The sequence below is a fragment of the Oceanisphaera sediminis genome (genome assembly GCF_039539745.1).
Taxonomy (GTDB): domain Bacteria; phylum Pseudomonadota; class Gammaproteobacteria; order Enterobacterales; family Aeromonadaceae; genus Oceanimonas; species Oceanimonas sediminis.
The window spans coordinates 18964-40315 of sequence record NZ_BAABDS010000039.1; the positions used below are offsets into that span (position 1 = coordinate 18964).

Sequence of the window (21352 nt, forward strand, 5' to 3'; positions counted from 1 at the left end):
TTTTACCCCTTAACGCTTCTTGGCCTTCTTATCAGCGACATGGCCGCGATAAGTACGAGTCGGTGAAAATTCGCCCAGCTTGTGGCCGATCATTTCCTCGGAAACGAAAACAGGCACGTGCTGACGACCATTATGGACAGCGATGGTCAAACCGATCATGTTCGGAATGATCATTGAACGACGGGACCAAGTCTTAATTGGTTTCTTTTCCCCGCTTTCCACCGCTTTCTCTACCTTCTTCAGCAAGTGCAGGTCGATAAACGGACCTTTCTTGAGAGAACGTGGCATGGTGATACCTCTAAAAAACTATTACTTGTTACGATGACGTACCACGAACTGGTCGGTACGCTTGTTTTTACGGGTTTTGGCACCCTTGGTCGGCTTGCCCCAAGGAGTAACCGGGTGACGGCCACCAGAGGTACGACCTTCACCACCACCGTGCGGGTGGTCTACCGGGTTCATCGCCACACCGCGAACGGTAGGACGAACACCACGCCAGCGCGTAGCACCGGCTTTACCCAGCTGACGCAGCATGTGCTCGGAGTTACCCACTTCACCCAGAGTTGCGCGACACTCGGCCAGTACTTTACGTACTTCGCCGGAACGCAGACGCAGGGTGACGTAGCTACCATCACGCGCCAGAATCTGGGCGTAGGTACCGGCGGAGCGAGCAATCTGCGCGCCCTTGCCAGGCTTCATCTCGATGGCGTGCACAGTGCTACCCACGGGGATGTTGCGCATCGGCAGGCAGTTACCGGCCTTGATCGGGGCAGCATCGCCAGACAGCAGTTGATCGCCAGCATGAACACCTTTCGGTGCCAGGATGTAGCGACGCTCACCATCTGCGTACAGCACCAGAGCAATGTTGGCGGAGCGGTTAGGATCATATTCCAGACGCTCAACTTTAGCCGGGATACCGTCTTTGTTGCGCTTGAAGTCAACCAGACGATAGTGCTGCTTGTGACCACCACCGATATGGCGAGTGGTAATACGACCAGCATTGTTACGACCACCTGACTTGGACTTTTTCTCCAGCAGGGCGGCGAACGGCTTGCCTGTGTACAGTTCCGGGTTGCTGACCTTGACTACATGACGGCGACCCGGAGAAGTAGGCTTACATTTTACGATTGCCATTTTAACTTACTCCTTTCTTACTCGGCGCCGCCGATGAAGTCGATGTCCTGACCTTCTTTCAGGGTCACGTAGGCTTTTTTCCAATCGGAACGCTGGCCCATGCGGTTACCGGTGCGCTTGGTTTTACCCTTCACCAGCAACGTGCGAACATCTTTGACTTCAACTTCGAACAGCTTCTCGACCGCAGCTTTAACTTCAGCTTTGGTAGCATCCTTGGCAACCTTGAACACGATAGTGTTGGTCTTTTCGGCAACCATGGTGCTTTTTTCAGAGATATGCGGCGCCTTCAGAACTTTCAGAATACGCTCTTCACGGATCATGCCAGCATCTCCTCGATTTGCTTAACTGCGTCGGCAGTTACCAATACCTTGTCGAACGCGATCAAAGAAACCGGGTCGATACCAGCCACGTCACGCACGTCAACCTTGTACAGGTTACGTGAGGCGAGGAACAGGTTCTCGTCCACTTCGGCAGTGACGATCAGAACATCGGTCAGATCCCATTGCTTCAGTTTGGCCAGCAGTTCTTTAGTCTTCGGTGCTTCCACACCAAATTTCTCAACCACGATCAAACGCTCTTGACGTACCAGCTCAGAGAGGATGCTTTTGATGGCACCACGGTACATCTTCTTATTGACCTTCTGGCTGTGATCTTGCGGCTTAGCAGCAAAAGTCACACCACCCCCACGCCAAATCGGGGAGCGGATGGTACCGGCACGGGCCCGGCCAGTGCCCTTTTGACGCCACGGCTTCTTGCCGCCGCCAGACACTTCGGAACGGGTCTTCTGAGCACGAGTACCTTGACGAGCACCGGCGGCATAGGCTACTACAACCTGATGCACCAGCGCTTCGTTGAACTCACGCCCGAAGGTAGTTTCGGAAACTTCAAGAGCGCCTTGCGCGTCTTTCATTACCAATTCCATTACTATCTCCTCAGACGTTACGCTTTAACGGCAGGTTTAACGATGACGTTGCCGTTAGTCGCACCAGGGACTGCACCTTTAATGAGCAGCAGGTTACGAGCAACATCAACGCGGACCACTTCCAGGTTTTGCGTAGTTACACGCTCAGCACCCATGTGACCGGCCATTTTCTTGCCTTTGAACACCTTGCCAGGGGATTGGTTTTGACCAATTGAACCCGGAGCGCGGTGTGACAAGGAGTTACCATGGGTCATATCCTGGGTACGGAAGTTCCAACGCTTAACAGCGCCAGCGAAACCCTTACCTTTAGAAGTACCGGTAACGTCTACTTTCTTGACATCGGTGAAAATGTCTACTTTCAGCTCGGAACCGACTTCGATACCTTCGCCTTCGCCTGAACCCAGGCGGAATTCCCACAGACCGCGACCCGCTTCAACACCAGCTTTAGCGAACAGACCCGCTTCAGGCTTGGTGATACGATTCGCTTTCTTGATGCCAGTGGTCACCTGAACAGCTTGGTAGCCATCCAGTTCCAGAGTTTTAACCTGGGTAACACGGTTGGCATCTACTTCGATAACGGTGACCGGGGTGGACACGCCGTCTTCGGTGAAGACACGGGTCATACCCAGCTTACGACCTACTAGACCGATTGCCATTGATAAAACCTCTCCGTTATTAGCCCAGGCTGATCTGGACGTCGACACCAGCAGCCAGATCCAGACGCATCAGAGCATCAACTGTTTTATCAGTCGGCTCAACGATGTCTACCAGACGCTTGTGAGTACGAATTTCATACTGATCACGTGCATCTTTGTTCACGTGTGGAGATGTCAGTACGGTGTAGCGCTCTTTGCGCGTCGGCAGCGGGATAGGACCGCGAACCTGGGCGCCAGTGCGCTTGGCAGTTTCTACGATCTCCGCGGTAGACTGATCGATCAGACGGTGATCGAACGCCTTCAGGCGGATACGAATTCTTTGGTTCTGCATTACCAGAGCTCCAATTGGATAAAGAACATGAAATCAGCACCGCCTGCTCTTTTAGATAAAAGAGGGGGTGTGATTTAACAACGGTGCCCACCATATCGGGGGCCTGTATCGCCAGGAGCTACCTGACAGGAGCCTTTCGGCTCGCTCGGTAATACACCAAGCGAGCTGAATTATACGGATTTGAGCGGCGCATGCAAGCCGGTCGTGTTATTTTTTAAGCAGGTTAATCAAGTCACCTGGCTTGATGGCGAACGACCGGTGTTGGTTTCAGGCAACCGCGCTTTGGCCGAGCAGACCGGCCTTGCCCTTCAGCACCACTTCCAGCGCCACTTCGTCACAGGCATGCTGACGCGGGCACAGATCGCAGTCTTTCATCACTTTTTCGGGCAGCATCGCCTTGCTGGTGGCGCTGAAGCCCAGCTTCATGAAGAACTCCGGTACCCGGGTCAGCACTATGACCCGATCGATGGCCATGTCTTCGGCTTTCTTGAGCACTTTTTCAACCAGCGCCCGGCCCTGGCCCTGGTTCTGGAAGCCCGGCTCTACGCCAAGGGAGCGAATTTCCGCCAGCCCGGTGTCATACACATACAGGGAGGCACAACCGCTGATCTGCCCCTGGGTCTCGGTGACCGCAAATTCGCCCACCGCCTGGATCAACTCCTTGCGGGTGCGAGGCAGGTTTTCACCGATATTGGCCCAGTAGTTCACCATCCGCTCGATGGCATCCAGATCGGTCAGCCGCGCACTGCGTACATGAATACCCGAGGTATCACGCTGCGTGAGCCGGCGCTCGGCGCTGGTCAGGGCAAACTCGACCTGATCCGGCGCCACGCCACCCAGGGCACAGCGGCTGGCCAGGCTGGACTCCAGCGACAGCTTGCCGTAGACGTCGTCTTCGATCAGCGGACTGAATTCCTTGAAATCTTCCATCGGCAGCTCTTCCATCGGCAGCTTCTTGCTGATGGCGTGTACTACTATGGCACCCACGATATGGTGCGCTTCCCGGAACGGAATGCCCTTGGACACCAGGTAGTCGGCCATTTCGGTGGCGTTGGAATAGCCGCCCTGCGCCGCTTCCCGGGTTTTCTCTTCGTTGAGCTTGATGTCGTGCAACACCATCTCGGCCATTTCCAGGCAGTCGTACCAGGTGTCGAGCGCGTCGAACAGGCCTTCCTTGTCTTCCTGCATGTCCTTGTTGTAGGCCAGCGGCAGCGCCTTCAGGGTCATCATCATGCCCGCATAGGCACCGAATACCCGGCCGGTCTTGCCGCGGATCAGCTCCAGCGCATCCGGATTTTTCTTCTGCGGCATCAGGGACGAGCCGGAGGTGACCCGATCGGACAATTCGAGGAAGCCGGATTCGCCGGAGTTGTAGAAAATCAGATCTTCGGCGAAGCGCGACAGATGCATCATGGAATTAACGGCGCAGTTCATCAGCTCCAGCACATGGTCACGATCGGACACCGAGTCCAGGCTGTTGCGGGTCGGCGACGAAAAGCCCAGTGAATGGGCCAGCTCATGACGGTCGATAGGAAAACCGGTGCCGGCCAGGGCACCGGAGCCCAGCGGGCAGGTATCCATGCGCTTCTGGGCGTCCTGCAGCCGGGTAAAGTCCCGCTCCAGCATTTCGACATATGCCAGGCACCAGTGCGCGAAGGTCACCGGCTGGGCACGCTGCAGGTGGGTATAGCCGGGCAGCACGGTAGCCTGCTGTTCACGGGCCACACTCACCAGCTTCTTCTGCAGCTCATCCAGCCGGGCCAGCAGCGGCGGCACCTGCTGCTTGCACCACAGCTTGAGATCGGTCGCCACCTGATCGTTACGGCTGCGCCCGGTATGCAGTTTCTTGCCCAGATCGCCGACTGCCGCAATCAGATGGCCTTCAACCCAGGAGTGAATATCTTCCGCATCGGACTGCAGGATCTGGCTCGGATCTTCCATGACCTTGAGTTTCAGGTCATTGAGTGCCAGCTCGATCTTCTGCTGCTCTTCTGCCGTCAGCACCCCGCCCTTGGCCAGAGCCCGGGACCAGGCAATGGAGCCGACGATATCCTGCTCCGCCAGACGATAATCGAAACGCAAAGAATCGTTGAACTGCTTGAACTTGGCATCTGCCGCCTGACTGAAACGTCCACCCCAAAGTGCCATAACCGCTGTACTCCTTAACGACATTGCTAAAATTAATGCTTAGCCAAACCTGTGAACGGTCTGCCTGATTGTTGCGCGATATTATACTTAAAACAGAGCTGTAAGCCGTAAGCTTTAAGCTGTCAGCTAAAGAAAACATCCAAACCAATCGATCCCTTTGAGGCCGCGCTACGGTTTTTGGTCCAATGAATTGGACCCTACAAAAAGACTCGAACCAATCGTAGGGTCGAATTCATTCGACCGATTTTGTAGGGTTTATGTTTTATCTTTAACTTACAGCTTACGGCTTCTAGCTTTTGGCTTAAACAACACAGGGGGCATAAAGCCCCCTGAAATCACGATGCCACCTTTCGGTAACGCTTACTTCTTCAGGCTGTTCAGCGCCTTGATGCGGCTGGCCAGCGAGTACAGGCGGATAAAGCCTTCGGCGTGGCTCTGGTCGTACACTTCGTCTTCGCCGAAGGTGGCGAACTCTTCCGAGTACAGGCTGTTGGGTGACGACTTCTGAATGGCAGTCACCTGCCCCTTGTACATCTTCAGTACCACTTCACCGGACACGTCCTCGGCAATGGCACTGGCCGAGGCCAGCAGCGCCTTGCACAGCGGGGTGAACCAGCGGCCATCGTAGACCAGGTGGGAGAATTCGGCACCCACCCGCTCACGCCAGGCGCGAGTCGGCTTGTCCAGCACCAGCTCTTCTACCGCGCGCAGCGCCGCCATCATGACGGTGCCACCGGGAGTTTCGTAGCAGCCGCGAGACTTCATACCCACCAGACGGTTTTCGACGATGTCGACCCGGCCTACGCCGTGCTTGGCGGCACGCTCGTTCAGGTTTACCAGCACCTGATACGGGCTCATCTGCTTGCCGTCAACGGCTACGATGCGGCCCTGCTCAACGGTCAGCGACAGGGTCTCGGCCTTGTCGGGTGCCTGCTCGGGAGACACGGTCCAGGTCCAGGCATGCTCGGACGGCTCGTTCCAGGTGCTTTCCAGCTCGCCACCTTCGGTGGAAATGTGCCAGGCGTTGGCATCACGAGAATAGATTTTGGTGGCACTGGCGGTGGTCTTGATGTTGCGCTCGGCCAGGTAGTTCAGCAGGTCTTCACGGCTGCGCATATCCCAGATGCGCCAGGGAGCGATAATCGCCAGCTGCGGAGCCAGCGCCGCAACGGCACCTTCAAAGCGTACCTGATCGTTACCCTTGCCGGTACAACCGTGAGCAATGGCTTCGGCGCCTTCGGCCAGGGCCGCTTCGGCCATGGCCTTGGCGATGACCGGGCGAGCCATGGAAGTACCCAGCAGGTAGGTACCTTCGTAGATGGCGCCGGTGGTCAGGGTCGGATAGACGTAGTCGTTAACGAACTCGTCTTTCAGATCGGCCACGATGCACTTGACCGCACCGGAGGCGAGGGCCTTGGCTTCGATGCCTTCCAGCTCGTCGGCGCCCTGGCCTACATCACCGACAAAGGCGATGATTTCACAACCTTGGTAGTTCTCTTTCAGCCATGGAATGATGGCAGACGTGTCCAGACCGCCGGAGTAGGCCAGCAGAATTTTTTTGAATTGGCTCATTAATGAATATCCCTGTTAATCAATGTCAGCAGCACGGCATTCTGGACGTGCATGCGATTTTCAGCTTGGTCGAGGATAAAGGAGGACGGGCCATCCATCACCTCGGAAGTTATTTCCCACTCCCTGTGGGCAGGCTGGCAATGCAGAACCTGTTTGGCTCCCGTTTTTTCGAGCAGGTCCTGATTGATCTGATACGGCATGAAGATTTCCCTTACCTGCTCCAGCGGCGTTTCGTCGCCCATGGAGACCCAGGTATCCGTATAGATCACATCGACCGGTTCCAGATCATCGAAGCTGTCGGTCACCCGCACCTTGGCGCCACTCACGGCGGCCAGGGCTTCGGCTTCCTTCAGGATCTGTGCATCCACGTTATGACCTCGAGGGCATATCGCGGTGACAGTCGAGCCCAGAATGGCACCGGCCAGCAACAACGAGTTGGTCACGTTGTTACCATCGCCCACATAGGCCAGGTGCACCTTGCTCAGATCCTCATGATGCTCGGCAATGGTCATGAAGTCTGCCAGCGCCTGACACGGATGATACAGGTTACACAGCGAATTGATCACCGGTACCTGTGCATATTTCGTCATTTCCACCAGGGTCTGGTGATCATATACCCGCGCCACTATGGCATCGGACCAGCGCGACAGGTTGCCGGCAAAGTCCTGTACCGTTTCCCGGCTGCCCATGGCGCCGTTCTGGCTGTCCAGATACACCGCATGACCACCGAGCTTGTTGATGCCGATGTCGAAGGTTACCCGAGTACGCAGTGAGGGCTTCTCGAACAGGGTCACCACGCTTTTGCCCTTGAGGGCATCGGCATACTTGGCCGGGTTGGCCTTGAGATCCCTGGCCAGGTGCAGGATCTGCTCTATTTGCTGTTTGCTGTAATCTTTCAGGCTCAGTAAATGCTGCATAACGCCTCCTTAATGGGAAATCCGAGTGCCGTGCTCGGACTCGCCGGCCAGCAGCGACAACAACTGTTCCGGGTAGCGCCAGCTGCCCACGGCCACCGGCTTGCCCAGAGTCTTGGTGGCCTTGAGCGCCGCCTTGACCTTGACCGCCATGCCGTCCTTGATGATGTTCTGTTGCATCAGCTCGATGGCGTCCGCTTCGCTCAGCTCGGCAATCCGCTGGCCCTTGCCGTCGAGAATACCGCTCACGTCCGACAGCATCACCAGATCCGCATCCAGAATTTCGGCAATGGCGGTAGCCGCCTGATCCGCATTCACGTTCATCAGCTGACCGTCGAAGGTAATGCCGATGGAGCTGATAACCGGCAAAAAGCCGCCGTTGAGCAGGGTGCTGACCAGGGTGGCATCGCCGCCTTCAATCTGACCGACCGCACCCAGCTCGGGATCCAGCTGGCTGACCCGGCACAGGCCGCCGTCGGCCAGGCACAGGCCGACCGAATTGATGCCATGGGCAATGGCCTGAGCCAGCAGCAGCTTGTTGGCGGTGCCGGCCAGGGCGCCGGCAATCACCGGAATCTGGTCGAACGGGGTCACCCGCAGGCCGTCTTTCTTGGTCGAGGTCAGGCCCATGGCCTTAAGCTGGTTATCTACCAGCACACCACCGCCATGCACCAGCAGCAGCGGACGGCCCGAGTCGTCGAAAAAGGCCTTGAGGGTAGTGAACAGGGCCGCCAGGGCCTTGTCGCTTTCCAGCAGGGTGCCACCCAGTTTAATGACCAGCGGCGACTGCGATGAAGGTTGCGTTGTCATCCTTGATTACTCCTGAACCAGACCCGCCAGCGGCGAGAATCCCTGATTAATATTGATACACTGAATGGCCTGACTGGCCGCGCCTTTCAACAAATTATCGATTGCCGACACCACGATCAGCTGGTTGCCGTCCCGCGCCCAGTGCAGATCACAGAAAGGCGTACCCGCCACGTCGTTGATTTGCGGCCACTGACCGGTGAGACGCACGATTTTCTGGCCATCGTAAGCCTGGTGATAGGCGGCGGCAATCTGTTCGTCGCTGACGTCGTCGTTCAGCTGCACATAAATGGTGGCGAGAATACCGCGAATAAAGTTGCCCAGATGCGGCTGAAACACCACCTGGTTGCTCAGATGATGGCTGATTTCCGGCTGATGGCGGTGATTGAGCACGCCATAAGGCTTGAAGCTGACTTCGCAGAAGCTGTTGGCCATGCTTGCCTTGCGACCGGCACCGCTGACGCCGGATACGGCACTGATAATGGGCTTGCTGCCGGCGGCAATCAGGCCGGCGGACTGCAGCGGCTTGAGCGCGCTGAGCGAGGCGGTGGGGTAACAACCGGGCACGGCAATCAGCTGGGCCGATTGAATGGCATCCTGATTCCACTCGGCCAGGCCATAGACCGCCTGGCTTAACCAGTCGCCATGCTGGTGCTGAAAACCGTAAAACTGCTCGTAGAAGCCTTCGCCCTGCACCCGGAAGGCACCGGACAAATCGAATACCGGCAACCCCTTGGCCAGAAAACCCGGTGCCAGATCGTGGCTCACTTCATGGGCGGTGGCCAGCAGCACCAGATCCGCTTCGGTATGAATGCGGCTCAGCGCGTCGGCATCCAGCGGCAACAGCGGCTGGTCAATCACCCCGCGCCAGCGCGGGTGCAGGCTCGCGAACGGCTTATGCGCATCCTGACTGCCATCAGACACATAGAGGCCGGCCAGAGAAAGGTTCGGGTGGCTCTGGATTAAACCGGCCAGTTCGGCCCCGGTGTAACCACTGGCACCAATAATTGCAGCTTTTAACATGGGCGTATCCGTCAGTTTGAATTCGGCTTGGTTGAGATGCAGGCGTCAGCCTAGCGTGTTTTCAGGGCTTGTGTCACCCTAGAGAAATGGCTCAGGCGAGCTGTCGTCGTCGCGGTGACAAGGGGAGGAAAGACATGGCCATCTGTTACGCTAGTTACCCGGATAAGAACGAAATCGCAGCCTAGCAATAAAAACATACTTATGCAATTGTGGTGAATTTAAATTAGATATTTTTTCAGACGGAGATCCTATGACATCGCTCAACTTGCTGGACATGTACCGCAGCATCATCGCCCTCCCCTCCATCAGCAGCACCGAGAGCAGCTGGGATCAGAGTAACGAGCAGGTCATTCGCCTGCTGGCAGACTGGTTCAGCCAGCTTGGCTTTGCCGTCGAGGTCACCGAGCTGCCCGACCTGCCCGGCAAGTTCAACCTGCTGGCCACCAGGGGCGAAGGCGACGGCGGCCTGCTGCTGGCCGGCCATACCGACACCGTGCCCTTCGACCCCGGCCGCTGGACCAAGGACCCGTTCAAGCTGACCGAAGAAGGCAACCGGCTTTACGGCCTGGGTACCATCGACATGAAAGGCTTCTTCGCCTTTATCGTGGAAGCGCTGAAAGACCTGGATCTGAGCAAGCTCACCAAACCGATTCGCATTCTGGCCACCGCCGACGAAGAAACCACCATGGCCGGTGCCCGTGCCATTGCCAGCGCCATGGCCATCAAGCCCGATTACGCGGTGATCGGCGAGCCCACCGGCCTGGTACCGGTGATGATGCACAAGGGCCACATGTCCGAAGCCATTCGCATCACCGGCAAAAGCGGCCACAGCTCGGATCCGGCCAACGGCGTCAACGCGCTGGAGATCATGCATCAGGTCATGGGGCGGCTGCTGGACCTGCAGCGCCAGCTGAAGGAAAACTACGGCAATCATCACTTCAAGGTGCCTCAGCCGACCCTCAACCTGGGCCATATCAACGGCGGCGACAGCCCCAACCGCATCTGCGCCTGTTGCGAACTGCACTTCGACATGCGCCCCATTCCCGGTGTGGGCCCCGACGAACTGCTGGGCCTGCTGCACCACGCGCTGGAGCCGATCAAGGAGCAGTATCCCAAGGCGCTGGAACTGACCCATCTGCACGAGCCGATTCCGCCTTATGGTACCGATCCGGACGGCGAGCTGGTCAAAGCGGCAGAAAGCATCTCCGGCAACAAGGCCGAAGCGGTCAACTACTGCACCGAAGCGCCCTTTATCAACCAGCTGGGCTGTCAGACCATAGTGCTGGGCCCGGGCCACATCGCCCAGGCGCACCAGCCCGACGAATACCTGGACCTGTCGTTCGTCAAACCAACCGTAGACGTACTGCAACAGTTGGTCAACCGTTTCTGCCTGACAAAGTAATGAGCTGTTTCGTTCGGAAAAGAGGCAACAAGATTGCCTCTTCCATGACTCGGAGCTATCCGAGGGAAGTACCACCAGGCGACACCACTATCAGGAAGAGGACAAAGGGATCTGCTCCGCTGACCTTCTGTTTCAGGGATGAAACAGAGAGCCTACAAGGAGGTATTCATGGCGTGTCGGCGGAGCGGGCCCTTTGTCCTTCAGTCCCAACGTCATTCCTCCCCTCACCTGACATTTAGCGAAACAGATCCCAAAAATGCCGGTCTGTCTTCGGCGAGATTGACCGGTATAAGGAAAGGTGGCTAGATAACGCTCAGCGGAAACAACAAGCTATAACAACTATACAGATGAGGCAGATATGGATAATCATGCGGCACTCAGGGCCAACGTCGGCCTGCTGGGACAACTGTTGGGCGATACCATCAAGGATCACCACGGCCAGGCCTTTCTCGACAAAATCGAAACCATTCGCCAGCTGGCCAAGTCGGCGCGCCAGGGTAACGACGAGGATCAGCAGCAGTTGCTGGATACCCTCAAGAACCTGAGCGACCACGAGCTGCTGCCGGTGGCCCGCGCCTTCAGCCAGTTTCTCAACCTGGCCAACGTCGCCGAACAGTTTCACACCATCTCCCGGGAATATCAGCATAACGCCGGTCCCAGCCCGCTCAGTCAGGTATTCGAACGACTGAAAACGGCCGAGGTGAACGAGGCCAGTATCAGGGAGGCCGTTGCCGGTCTGGATATCGAACTGGTGCTGACCGCTCACCCCACCGAAGTGACCCGTCGTACCTTTATTCACAAGCACGTGCAGCTCAACGACTGCCTGGCGGCGCTGGAGCTGGATCTGCCCGAGCAGGAAAAAACCGAGCTGCTGGCCCGGGTCGAGCAACTGATCACCCAGGCCTGGCACAGCAACGAAATCCGCGCCCAGCGGCCGACCCCGGTCGACGAAGCCAAATGGGGCTTTGCGGTGATCGAAAACAGCCTCTGGCCCGCCCTGCCCAAATTCATGCGCCAGCTCGACGACCAGTTGCATGAGCAGCTGGGCGTGCGACTGCCGCTGGATGCCTCTCCGGTGCGCTTCGCCTCCTGGATGGGCGGCGATCGGGACGGCAACCCCTTCGTCACCGCTAAGGTAACCCGCGAGGTGTTACTGCTCGGCCGCTGGATGGCCAGCTCGCTGTTTCTCAACGACATTCAGGAACTGGTGTCCGAGCTGTCGATGTCTCAGGCCAATGATGAACTCTACCGGGCCGCCGATCAGAGCGACGAGCCGTACCGGGCCATACTGCGCACCCTGCGTGAAGATCTGCGCGAAACCCTGATGTATCTCAACGCCCGGGTACAGGGCCAGAGCACCGACGCCCGGGATCTGATCACCACCACCGAGCAACTGCGCCAGCCGCTGGAGCTGTGCTATCGCTCGCTGCAGGAATGCGGCCTCGGCAAAATCGCCGACGGCCTGTTGCTGGACGTGATCCGCAAGGTCGCCTGCTTCGGCATCCACCTGCTCAAGCTGGATGTGCGCCAGGACGGCGAACGCCACACCCAGGCCCTGGCCGAAATCACCCGTTACCTCGGCCTCGGCGATTACGCCGACTGGAGCGAGGCCGACAAGCAGGCGTTTCTGCTCAACGAACTCAACTCCCGTCGCCCCCTATTGCCGCGACAAGGGCTGCCGGGCCAATGGCAGCCCAGTGCCGACACCAAGGAAGTACTGGATACCTGCAAGGTCATCGCCGACCACCCGCAGGACGCCTTCGGCATTTACATCATCTCCATGGCCGGCGCCCCGTCCGATGTGCTGGCGGTACAACTGCTGTTGAAGGAATGCGGCGTCGACTTCCCGCTGCCGGTGGCACCGCTGTTTGAAACCCTGGACGATCTCAACAACGGCGCCGAAGTGATCGAGCAGCTGTATCATCTGCCCTGGTATCGCGGTTATCTGCAGGGTCGCCAGTTCGTGATGATCGGCTATTCCGACTCGGCCAAGGACGCGGGCATGATGGCCGCAGGCTGGGCCCAGTACAGCGCCATGGAAAAACTGGTCGGTATCAGCGCGCAAGAGCAGATCAAGCTGACCCTGTTCCATGGCCGGGGCGGCAGCCTGGGTCGCGGCGGCGGCCCGGCCCGTCAGGCCATTCTGGCGCAGCCCCCGGGCTCGACCCTTGGCGGCCTGCGGGTTACCGAGCAGGGCGAGATGATTCGCTTCAAGTTCGGTCTGCCCAAGGTGGCCATCGACAGCCTGGCGCTCTATGCCAGCGCCGTGCTGGAGGCCAACCTGCTGCCGCCGCCCGAGCCCGAGCCCCGGTGGCGCGAGCTGATGGACACCATGGCCGAGGTGTCCTGTGCACACTATCGGCGACTCATCCGTGACGAACCCGACTTCGTGCCTTACTTCCGTGCCGCCACCCCCGAGCAGGAGCTGGGCAAGCTGCCGCTGGGCTCGCGCCCGGCCAAACGCAAACCCAACGGCGGGGTAGAAAGCCTACGCGCCATTCCCTGGATTTTTGCCTGGACCCAGAACCGGCTGATGCTGCCCGCCTGGCTGGGTGCTCACAAGGGGCTGGAACAGGTGATTGCCAACGGCCAGGAAGACACCCTGATAGCGATGAACAAGCGCTGGCCCTTCTTCCGTGCGCGGCTGGACATGCTGGAAATGGTGTTTCTCAAAACCGATCCCAATCTGGCCGCCTACTACGACAGCGTACTGGTTCCCGACGCACTCAAACCGCTGGGCCGGCAACTGCGCGACGAGCTGAAAGCCAGCATGGCGCTGATCCTGCAACTCAAGGAAGAAGCGGAACTGCTGTCGGACCAACCCTGGATCAAGGAGTCCATCACCTTGCGTAATCCCTACACGGATCCGCTCAACGTGCTGCAGGCCGAATTGCTCAAGCGCTCGCGCCAGCAGGGAGAAATTCACCCGGTGCTGGATCAGGCACTGATGGTCACCATCGCCGGCATCGCCGCCGGCATGCGAAATACCGGGTAAACCAGCTGTAAGCGTTCAGCTATCAGCTATCAGCTATCAGCTATCAGCTATCAGCTGTAAGCAGAGACATTCTGCACAGTCGAGTAAAGGGGTCACAACGCCGACACGCCACGAGCACCTCCATGTGGGCTCGGACATGCCATCCCTGGCATGTCACAGTCGGCTCTGTGATCCCCTTTACCCTCCTTCAGTTGCGTAGGCTGGGATGAATATCCCCAGTCCCCAGTCCCCAGTCCCCAGTCCCCAGTCCCCAGTCCCCAGTCCCCAGTCCCATTTTCTTCCGGCTTATAGCTTACCGCTGTATTTATCTGCATAATTTTTCCTTCACTTATTCACCGGATTTCACCATGACCCCCGCCATCCTGTTTCTGGAAAAACAAAAAGCCACCTTTACCCAACATCAATATGAATGCACTACCCTGGATGACTTTGGTGCCCATGCGGCCGAACAATTACAGGTGCCGCCGGAGCAGGTGTTCAAGACGCTGCTCACCGAAGGCGAACAGGGGCCGGTAGTGGCGCTGGTGCCTTCTTCCGGCAAGGTCAATCTGAAGCGGCTGGCCAAGGCCGCCGGAGTGAAAAAGCTCGACATGATGCCGCCCGCCAAGGCGGAACGACTGACCGGCTACAAGGTGGGTGGCATCAGCCCCTTCGCCCAGAAAAAGCGCCTGCCGACGGTGCTGGACGCCTCGGCCAGCCATTATCCTTGCGTACTGGTATCCGGCGGCAAGCGCGGGCTGTCGGTGGCCGTTGCCGCAGAGGTGGTGCAAAACCTGCTCGGCGCCGTGGTGGCCGACATCGCCGAGTGAGGCGTGAGGCGTGAGGCGTGAGGCGTGAGGCGTGAGGCGTGAGGCGTGAGGCGTGAGGCGTGAGGCGTGAGGCGTGAGGCGTGAGGCGTGAAGAATGACCGCCTTCCGTAGGAAGTCAGACATTTTTTCTGCTAGTTCTTGCGGCTAGTTGCCGAAAAACGCTACCATTCGCACCCGATAATACAAACGATTCTCAAAAGCATAGTCATAAGGATATCCGGATGCCTTACCCCAAACTCGTGCTCGCCGCCGCCATCGGTGCCCTGCTGAGCGGTTGCGCCCAGACCAGTACCCCAGCGGTCAGCCAGAAACAAGTGGTCGAACACTATACCGACATCGCCCATGCGGTTTACGCCGATTCCCTGACGGCCGCCGAGCAACTGGATGTGGCCATTCAGCAACTGCTGGCCAGCCCAAGCGAGCAAACCCTGGCTCAGGCGCGTACCGCCTGGAAAGCGGCCCGGGTGCCTTATCAGCAGTCCGAGGTGTTTCGTTTCGGCAACCCGGTGGTCGACGAGTGGGAAGGCCAGCTCAACGCCTGGCCGCTGGATGAGGGACTGATCGACTATGTGGCCGACGGCTATCAGCACGAGCTGGGCAACGACGGCGCCGCCGCCAATATCGTCGCCAACACGGCACTGCAGGTTGGCGGTGAGCAGTTGGATGTCAGCAACATCACCCCCGAGCTACTGGCCGGCCTCAACGAACTGGCCGGCTCCGAAGCCAACGTGGCCTCCGGTTATCACGCCATCGAGTTTCTGCTCTGGGGCCAGGATCTGCACGGCACCGCGCCCGGTGCCGGCGAGCGCCCCTACACCGACTATGCGTTGGGCGAAGACTGCACCAACGGCAACTGCGACCGCCGCCGGGATTACCTGCAGGCCGCCAGTCAGCTGCTGGTCAGCGATCTCGGCTGGATGAGCAGCCAGTGGCAAGCCGGCCAGAACGGCAACTATCGCGCCGAACTGACTGGCCTGCCCGCCGAAGAAGGCCTGCGCCGCATGCTGTTCGGCATGGGCTCCCTGTCACTGGGCGAGCTGGCCGGTGAACGGATGAAGGTGGCACTGGTGGCCAACTCGGTGGAAGACGAGCACGACTGCTTCTCCGACAACACCCACCACTCTCATTATTACAACGAAAAAGGCATCGTTAATCTGATGTTCGGCGAGTACCAGCGCATCGACGGCAGCATACTGCAAGGCCCTTCGCTGCTGCAGCTGGTGGCACAGCAAGACAGCGATGCCGCCAAACAGATTGGCGTTCAGATGCGCGAGAGCGAACAGGGTGTCTACCAACTGGTCGCGTCTGCCGAACTCAATAATGTGCATTTTGATCAGCTGATTGCCGCCGACAACCCGGCCGGTAACCAGCTGGTGCTGGATGCCATCGACGGCCTGGTCAAGCAGACCCGCGCCATCGAACTGGCCGCCAACACCATCGGCATCAATAACCTGAACCCGGACACCGCCGATCACGAGTTCTGAGTTCAACATCGCATATCAATAACAATACAGCGGGAGGGCGGCGCCACGGCATCGGTACCTTCCCGCCACGGCACACCTTGAGCATCAGACTGTACGCAGACCTTCAGGCAGCCTACAACAGGTAGCGCCGATATCAGAAAAGAGGCCGAAGGGATCAACTCCAGCGACCGTGGCATGCCATGGATGGCATGCCCGAGCCCCCAGGGAGGGGTTTATGGCGTGTCGGTGGGGTTGACCCTTTGGCCGAACTCCCTGAGCTGCCCGGCCACCGACTCACAATCTGAAGCCACAGGTGTCCCTCTTACTCTGGAGTCTCTATGCTTTTTCGACTCGGCAGTTTGCTGCTCGGCGCCACCCTGGCCCTGAATGCGCAGGCCAACCCGGCCAAACCCGGTGGCGACACCACCACCGACAAAACCGGTGCCAACGCCTATTCCATGCCCGCCACCAACCTCAGTTTTCAAAAGCGACTGGATTTCTCGGTCGGCAACAGCTTCTTTCGCAACCCCTGGGTCACCGCGCCCGCCACCACCGATGCCCGCGATGGCCTGGGGCCGCTGTTCAATACCAACGCCTGTCAGAGCTGTCACGTCAAGGATGGCCGCGGCCACCCGCCGCAATTTGCCGGCGACAACGCGGTCAGCATGCTGGTACGGCTGTCGATTCCGAGCGACGGCAGCCCCGAGCAGGAAGAATGGTTGCGGATGCACGGCGTGATCAACGAGCCCACCTATGGCGGCCAGCTGCAGGACATGGCCATTCCCGGCGCCCGTCCCGAGGGCAGGGTACAGATCGACTATCAGACCCACACCGTGAGCCTGAAAGACGGCACCGAGGTGGAACTGCGCCAGCCACGGCTGACGGTGGCCGAGCCCGGCTACGGTGCGTTGCACCCGGATACCCTGTTCTCGTCCCGCATCGCCCCGCCCATGATTGGCCTGGGCCTGCTGGAAGCCATCGATGAAACCGACCTGCTGGTGCGCGAAGATCCTCAAGACAGCAACGGAGATGGCATCAGCGGCCGCGCCAACCGGGTGTGGGACATTGCCGCAGAGCAGACCGTGGTCGGCCGCTTCGGCTGGAAAGCGGGCCAGCCCAACCTGCGCCAGCAGGATGCCGGTGCCTTCGCCGGTGACATGGGGCTGAGCTCGTCGCTGTTTCCCGCCGACGATTGCGCTCCGGCGCAGGGCTGCGACCGGTATCCCGATGGTGGCCAAATTGAAGTCAGCGACGACATCATGGACTCGGTCACCTTCTACAGCCAGCATCTGGCGGTGCCCGCCCGCCGTAATCTGGACCACCCCGACGTGGCCGCCGGCAAACAGCTGTTTCTGGCCCTGGGCTGCAGCGGTTGCCACACCCCTTCTTACACCACCGGCGAACATGACAGCGTGGCGCTGAGCCACCAGAAAATCTATCCCTATACCGATCTGCTGCTGCACGACATGGGCGACGGCCTGGCCGACAACCGCCCCGAGTTTCAGGCTAACGGTCATGAATGGCGCACGCCGCCACTCTGGGGGCTGGGCTATGCCGGCGAAGTGGCCGGCAGCGATGCCTATTACCTGCACGATGGCCGTGCCCGTACCCTGCTGGAGGCCATTCTCTGGCACGGTGGCGAAGCCGAGGCCGCCAAACAAAGCGTCATCGCCATGAGCAGCGAAGAACGCACTCGACTCATCGCCTTTCTGGAGTCCCTATGAAAAAAACACTGTTGCTGCTCGCCACCCTTGGCACTCTTACCGCCTGTCAGAGCCAGCCACCGCTTGATCCGGCCCTGCAGACCCTGAGCGATCATCATCTGACCTTCATGCGCGCACAGGCCGACCGGCTGGCCGGCGAACTGCAGCAATTGCAACAGGCCGGCAGCGATTATTGCCAGCCGTCATCGTCTGCCACACAGAAAGATGCGCTAGCCGATCTCAAACAGCATTGGCGCCGCAGCTTTGCCACCTGGAGCGCCCATCAGGGCCAGAGTGGTGGCCCGCTGGATGCCGAAGGCCTGAGCTTTTCCTTTCAGTTCTGGCCCGACAAGAAGGACACCACCGGCAAGCAGCTGCAACGCCAGCTGACCGCCGCCGAGCAGGGCCAGCCCGTGCGGCAACAAGGTGTCACCACCACCCTGGGCGCCATGGAATATCTGCTCGAAAACGACCTCACGCCCCGGCAGCGCTGCCTGCTGCTACCCGGCATCGGTGCCGAGCTGGCGGCCAATGGCCAACGGCTGAGCACCGCCTGGCACGATGCCGACGGTTACCAGCAGCAACTGGCCCGAATGCAGCAACAGGGGGGCAGTACCGCCCTGCTGACCCAGATACTGGGCCAGCTGTCTCATCGTTACGAGCGTATCGAAAAGAAGCTGGTGTTGCCGCTGAACACCGTAGAACACCCACGGCCGCTGTTTGCCGAGGCCTGGCGCAGCGGTCAGTCGCTGCACTTTCTGCGCGCCAGCCTGCTGTCGCTGGAGCAGGAATACCGCCATGGCGGCATCCGCGCCTATCTGCAAGATTCACAACAGCAAGACCCGAGTCATGCCGCCGTTATCGCGGCGCTGGATCACGCCTTTGCCGACACCCTCAAGCATCTGCCCGAGGGCGACAGCCTGGGCTACTGGCTGGAAGGGGATCGCTACGCCGCCCTGCTGCGCTTCAAGCTGTCGTTCGATCAACTGGGTTACCAGCTGAAACAGCGCCTGCCCGAAGAGCTGGGCCTGAACCTCGGCTTTAATTCCACGGACGGCGACTGATGCAGCGGCGCCAGTTTCTGAAAGGCCTGTCGGCCGCCGGCGTCTTGTGCAGCCTGGGGCTGGCCGGTTGCGCCCTGCCCCGCAGCCCGCAAAGTTACCTTATCGGCGGCGGACGTAGAGCGCAGGATCGCTATGTGGTGCAGGCGCTCAATCTGGATGGCAGCCTGCGCTATGAGCTGCCACTGCCCGATCGGGGCCACGGCATGGCGGTGCATCCTCATCTGCCGCTGGCGGTCTGTCATGCCCGCCGCCCGGGCGGCTTTCTCAGTCTGTTCGACCATGCCGAAGGGCGCCTGTTGCAGGTGCGCGAGGCCGACTCCCAACGCCATTATTACGGTCACGGCGTGTTCAGCGCCGACGGCCGCCGCCTGTTTACCACCGAGGGCGTCGACGACAGCAGCGAAGGCATCATCGGCGTCTACGCGCTGGCGGCAGACAGGCTGGAAAAAGTGGCGGAATATCGCGGCTTCGGTATAGGCCCGCACGAAATCCGCCTGCTGCCCAACGGCAACCTGGTAGTGGGTGTGGGCGGCGTGCACACCCTGGGGCGGAAGCCACTCAACCTGAATACCATGGCACCCAGCCTGAGCTATCTCGACGCCACTACCGGCGAATTGCTGGAGCAGGCCACCCTGGCAGACAAACACTTGTCGATTCGCCATCTGGCGGTCACCCATGACGGCGAGGTGTTCACCGGTCAGCAGTACAGAGGCGAGCCGGACGACTATCCGCCGCTGATCGTGCGCCACCGGCCCGGCCAGCCATTGCAAACGCTGGGCGGCACCACGCTCGACTGGGCCCGCTTCAATCATTACATCGCCAGCATCGCCGTCACCGATACCCTGATTGCCGCCACCTCGCCGCCCGGCAACTGTTATGGCCTCTGGCATCGTCACAGTGGCGAGCTGATCCGCATCGCCCCCCTGTCCGACGCCTCCGGCGCCTCGGCCAAAGGTGAGAACATCTGGCTGGGCAGCGGCCAGGGCGGCATCAGCCGGCTCGACAGCGGCGGTCGCGAGCAACGCTTCTATTCGGCCTACCAATGGGATAATCACTGGGCTTTGATTGACGCCTGACTATCATTAGGCTCTAGGGTCTTCGTTTGTCGGGGACCCATGTTCACTCCTCATCATCGGCACAAGGAACATCACATGGGTATTTTAAGCTGGATTGTGTTTGGGTTACTGGCCGGCATGCTGGCCAAGTGGCTGATGCCGGGCCGGGACGGCGGCGGCATCATCATGACCATGCTGCTGGGTATCGCCGGTGCCTTCGTCGGCGGCTGGATCGGTACTCGGCTCGGCTTTGGTTCGGTGACCGGCTTCAACCTCGGCAGCTTTTTCACCGCCATCATCGGTGCCCTGGCCCTGCTGTTCGTTTACCGACTGCTGAAAAAATAACGATGGTTCGAGAGGTAACAGGGTTATCTCCACCGACACGCCGTGAACCCATCCATGGGGGCTCGTAAATGCCATCCCTGGCATTTCACGGTCGGCTGAGACAATCCCTGTTACCTCTTCTTGACGCCGGCACCATCTGTTGACGGCACCGACAGGCAACGCTGCTGCATCAGGAGGACAAAGGGATTCGCTCCACCGGCCTTCTGTTTCAGGGATGAAACAGAGAGCGTACAGGGGTGTATCTACCGCGAGTCGGCGGGGCGGGCCCTTTGTCCGATGTATAAAACACGACCAAGACACGGGCTCGCACACCCATGCACCACAACCTCATCTGGGTTATGGTGATGCCTGATTTTTGTCATAAGGAGCACAAATGGAGCCTTCAGTATCTCCCAAGCCATCACCCAAGGTCGGCGTGATTGCCATCGTCTGGCACCGGCAGCAGGTGCTGCTGGTCAAACGCAAGTACCCGCCTCATGCCGGTCACTGGGGCTTTCCCGGTGGCAAGCTGGAATGGGGTGAGACCATGGCCGAAGGCGCGGCCCGGGAACTGCAGGAGGAAACCGGTGTTCACGCCGAGATGACGGCGCCCTTCGCCTGTTATGACGTGCTGGCCAACGGTGACGACGGCGAGCTGGCCCACCACTATGTGATGGTGGCAGTCGGCGGCCAGTACCGCAGCGGCAGCCCGCGGGCCGCCGACGATGCCGAGGCGGTGGCCTGGTTCAGCCCCGAGGCCCTGCCCTCGCCGCTGTGCCCGGACTTGCAGGAAATTATCGAGCGATCCCGGCCAGGGTAACCCCTGCCTGCGCCAGCCATGCGCATATATCATCACGTAAAAGTATCGTTCTGTAATGTTTTTCTCTCATCAAAGGCTTCCTGCAAAGCCTTTGATATTCCCCTGCCGTCCCTGCATCTCTATGATTTGGTCGTTTATATGGCTAAAAACTGACATAAAAGGGACTTGTGCTGCCAGCCCATCTTAAGGCATAGTAAGATCATATACTTA

General features: G+C 59.3%; 20 protein-coding genes. 9 read left to right on the forward strand and 11 right to left on the reverse strand.

Annotated features, from left to right (window positions below; translation table 11 throughout):
• Positions 1 to 9: 9 nt before the first annotated feature.
• From rpsS to argC, 11 genes are all read right to left on the reverse strand, one after another.
• On the reverse strand, positions 10 to 288 hold the full coding sequence (rpsS, locus tag ABD827_RS13730; protein ID WP_104487230.1) for a 30S ribosomal protein S19: 279 nt from the start codon (positions 286 to 288) through the stop codon (positions 10 to 12).
• Between the two features lie 21 nt (positions 289 to 309).
• Positions 310 to 1134 carry a 50S ribosomal protein L2 gene (rplB, locus tag ABD827_RS13735; RefSeq protein ID WP_298716737.1) on the reverse strand — a complete coding sequence of 275 codons (825 nt, stop codon included), beginning with the start codon at positions 1132 to 1134 and terminating at the stop codon, positions 310 to 312.
• 17 nt (positions 1135 to 1151) lie between these two features.
• Positions 1152 to 1454 (reverse strand): 50S ribosomal protein L23, encoded by a 303-nt coding sequence (rplW, locus tag ABD827_RS13740; protein ID WP_071473729.1) that lies wholly within the window; start codon positions 1452 to 1454, stop codon positions 1152 to 1154.
• Entirely contained in the window at positions 1451 to 2056 is a 606-nt protein-coding gene (rplD, locus tag ABD827_RS13745) for a 50S ribosomal protein L4 (RefSeq protein WP_298716753.1), read from the reverse strand. The genes rplW and rplD overlap by 4 nt, the downstream gene beginning before the upstream one ends.
• Before the next feature lie 17 nt (positions 2057 to 2073).
• Entirely contained in the window at positions 2074 to 2712 is a 639-nt protein-coding gene (gene rplC, locus ABD827_RS13750; RefSeq protein ID WP_298716756.1) for a 50S ribosomal protein L3, read from the reverse strand.
• 19 nt (positions 2713 to 2731) lie between these two features.
• A complete protein-coding gene (gene rpsJ, locus ABD827_RS13755; protein WP_104487277.1) occupies positions 2732 to 3043 on the reverse strand; it encodes a 30S ribosomal protein S10 in 312 nt (103 codons plus the stop codon).
• A 267-nt stretch (positions 3044 to 3310) separates the two neighbouring features.
• Positions 3311 to 5191, reverse strand: coding sequence for an argininosuccinate lyase (argH, locus tag ABD827_RS13760; RefSeq protein WP_298716764.1), 1881 nt, complete (start codon positions 5189 to 5191; stop codon positions 3311 to 3313).
• Positions 5192 to 5551: 360 nt separating this feature from the next.
• Positions 5552 to 6763, reverse strand: coding sequence for an argininosuccinate synthase (locus ABD827_RS13765; RefSeq protein ID WP_344965268.1), 1212 nt, complete (start codon positions 6761 to 6763; stop codon positions 5552 to 5554).
• A complete protein-coding gene (locus tag ABD827_RS13770) occupies positions 6763 to 7680 on the reverse strand; it encodes an ornithine carbamoyltransferase (protein ID WP_344965269.1) in 918 nt (305 codons plus the stop codon). The genes ABD827_RS13765 and ABD827_RS13770 overlap by 1 nt, the downstream gene beginning before the upstream one ends.
• Positions 7681 to 7689: 9 nt before the next feature.
• On the reverse strand, positions 7690 to 8487 hold the full coding sequence (argB, locus tag ABD827_RS13775; RefSeq protein WP_344965270.1) for an acetylglutamate kinase: 798 nt from the start codon (positions 8485 to 8487) through the stop codon (positions 7690 to 7692).
• 6 nt (positions 8488 to 8493) lie between these two features.
• Positions 8494 to 9507, reverse strand: coding sequence for an N-acetyl-gamma-glutamyl-phosphate reductase (gene argC, locus ABD827_RS13780; protein ID WP_298716776.1), 1014 nt, complete (start codon positions 9505 to 9507; stop codon positions 8494 to 8496).
• A 250-nt stretch (positions 9508 to 9757) separates the two neighbouring features.
• Here argC and argE point away from each other — a divergent pair, with 250 nt between their 5' ends.
• The 9 genes from argE (at position 9758) to ABD827_RS13825 (ending at position 21142) form a co-directional block, all read left to right on the forward strand.
• Entirely contained in the window at positions 9758 to 10909 is a 1152-nt protein-coding gene (argE, locus tag ABD827_RS13785) for an acetylornithine deacetylase (protein ID WP_344965271.1), read from the forward strand.
• A gap of 358 nt (positions 10910 to 11267) precedes the next feature.
• Positions 11268 to 13904 (forward strand): phosphoenolpyruvate carboxylase, encoded by a 2637-nt coding sequence (ppc, locus tag ABD827_RS13790; protein WP_344965272.1) that lies wholly within the window; start codon positions 11268 to 11270, stop codon positions 13902 to 13904.
• 347 nt (positions 13905 to 14251) lie between these two features.
• A complete protein-coding gene (gene ybaK / locus ABD827_RS13795) occupies positions 14252 to 14713 on the forward strand; it encodes a Cys-tRNA(Pro) deacylase (RefSeq protein WP_344965273.1) in 462 nt (153 codons plus the stop codon).
• A 221-nt stretch (positions 14714 to 14934) separates the two neighbouring features.
• Positions 14935 to 16197, forward strand: a complete 1263-nt coding sequence (locus ABD827_RS13800; RefSeq protein WP_344965274.1) for an imelysin family protein — start codon at positions 14935 to 14937, stop codon at positions 16195 to 16197.
• 317 nt (positions 16198 to 16514) lie between these two features.
• Positions 16515 to 17900 (forward strand): di-heme oxidoreductase family protein, encoded by a 1386-nt coding sequence (locus tag ABD827_RS13805; protein ID WP_344965275.1) that lies wholly within the window; start codon positions 16515 to 16517, stop codon positions 17898 to 17900.
• On the forward strand, positions 17897 to 18943 hold the full coding sequence (locus ABD827_RS13810; protein WP_344965276.1) for an imelysin family protein: 1047 nt from the start codon (positions 17897 to 17899) through the stop codon (positions 18941 to 18943). The genes ABD827_RS13805 and ABD827_RS13810 overlap by 4 nt, the downstream gene beginning before the upstream one ends.
• A complete protein-coding gene (locus ABD827_RS13815; protein WP_344965277.1) occupies positions 18943 to 20019 on the forward strand; it encodes a DUF1513 domain-containing protein in 1077 nt (358 codons plus the stop codon). The genes ABD827_RS13810 and ABD827_RS13815 overlap by 1 nt, the downstream gene beginning before the upstream one ends.
• A gap of 75 nt (positions 20020 to 20094) precedes the next feature.
• Entirely contained in the window at positions 20095 to 20343 is a 249-nt protein-coding gene (locus ABD827_RS13820) for a GlsB/YeaQ/YmgE family stress response membrane protein (RefSeq protein WP_298716804.1), read from the forward strand.
• Positions 20344 to 20716: 373 nt separating this feature from the next.
• Positions 20717 to 21142 (forward strand): NUDIX hydrolase, encoded by a 426-nt coding sequence (locus ABD827_RS13825; RefSeq protein WP_344965278.1) that lies wholly within the window; start codon positions 20717 to 20719, stop codon positions 21140 to 21142.
• Positions 21143 to 21352: the final 210 nt, after the last annotated feature.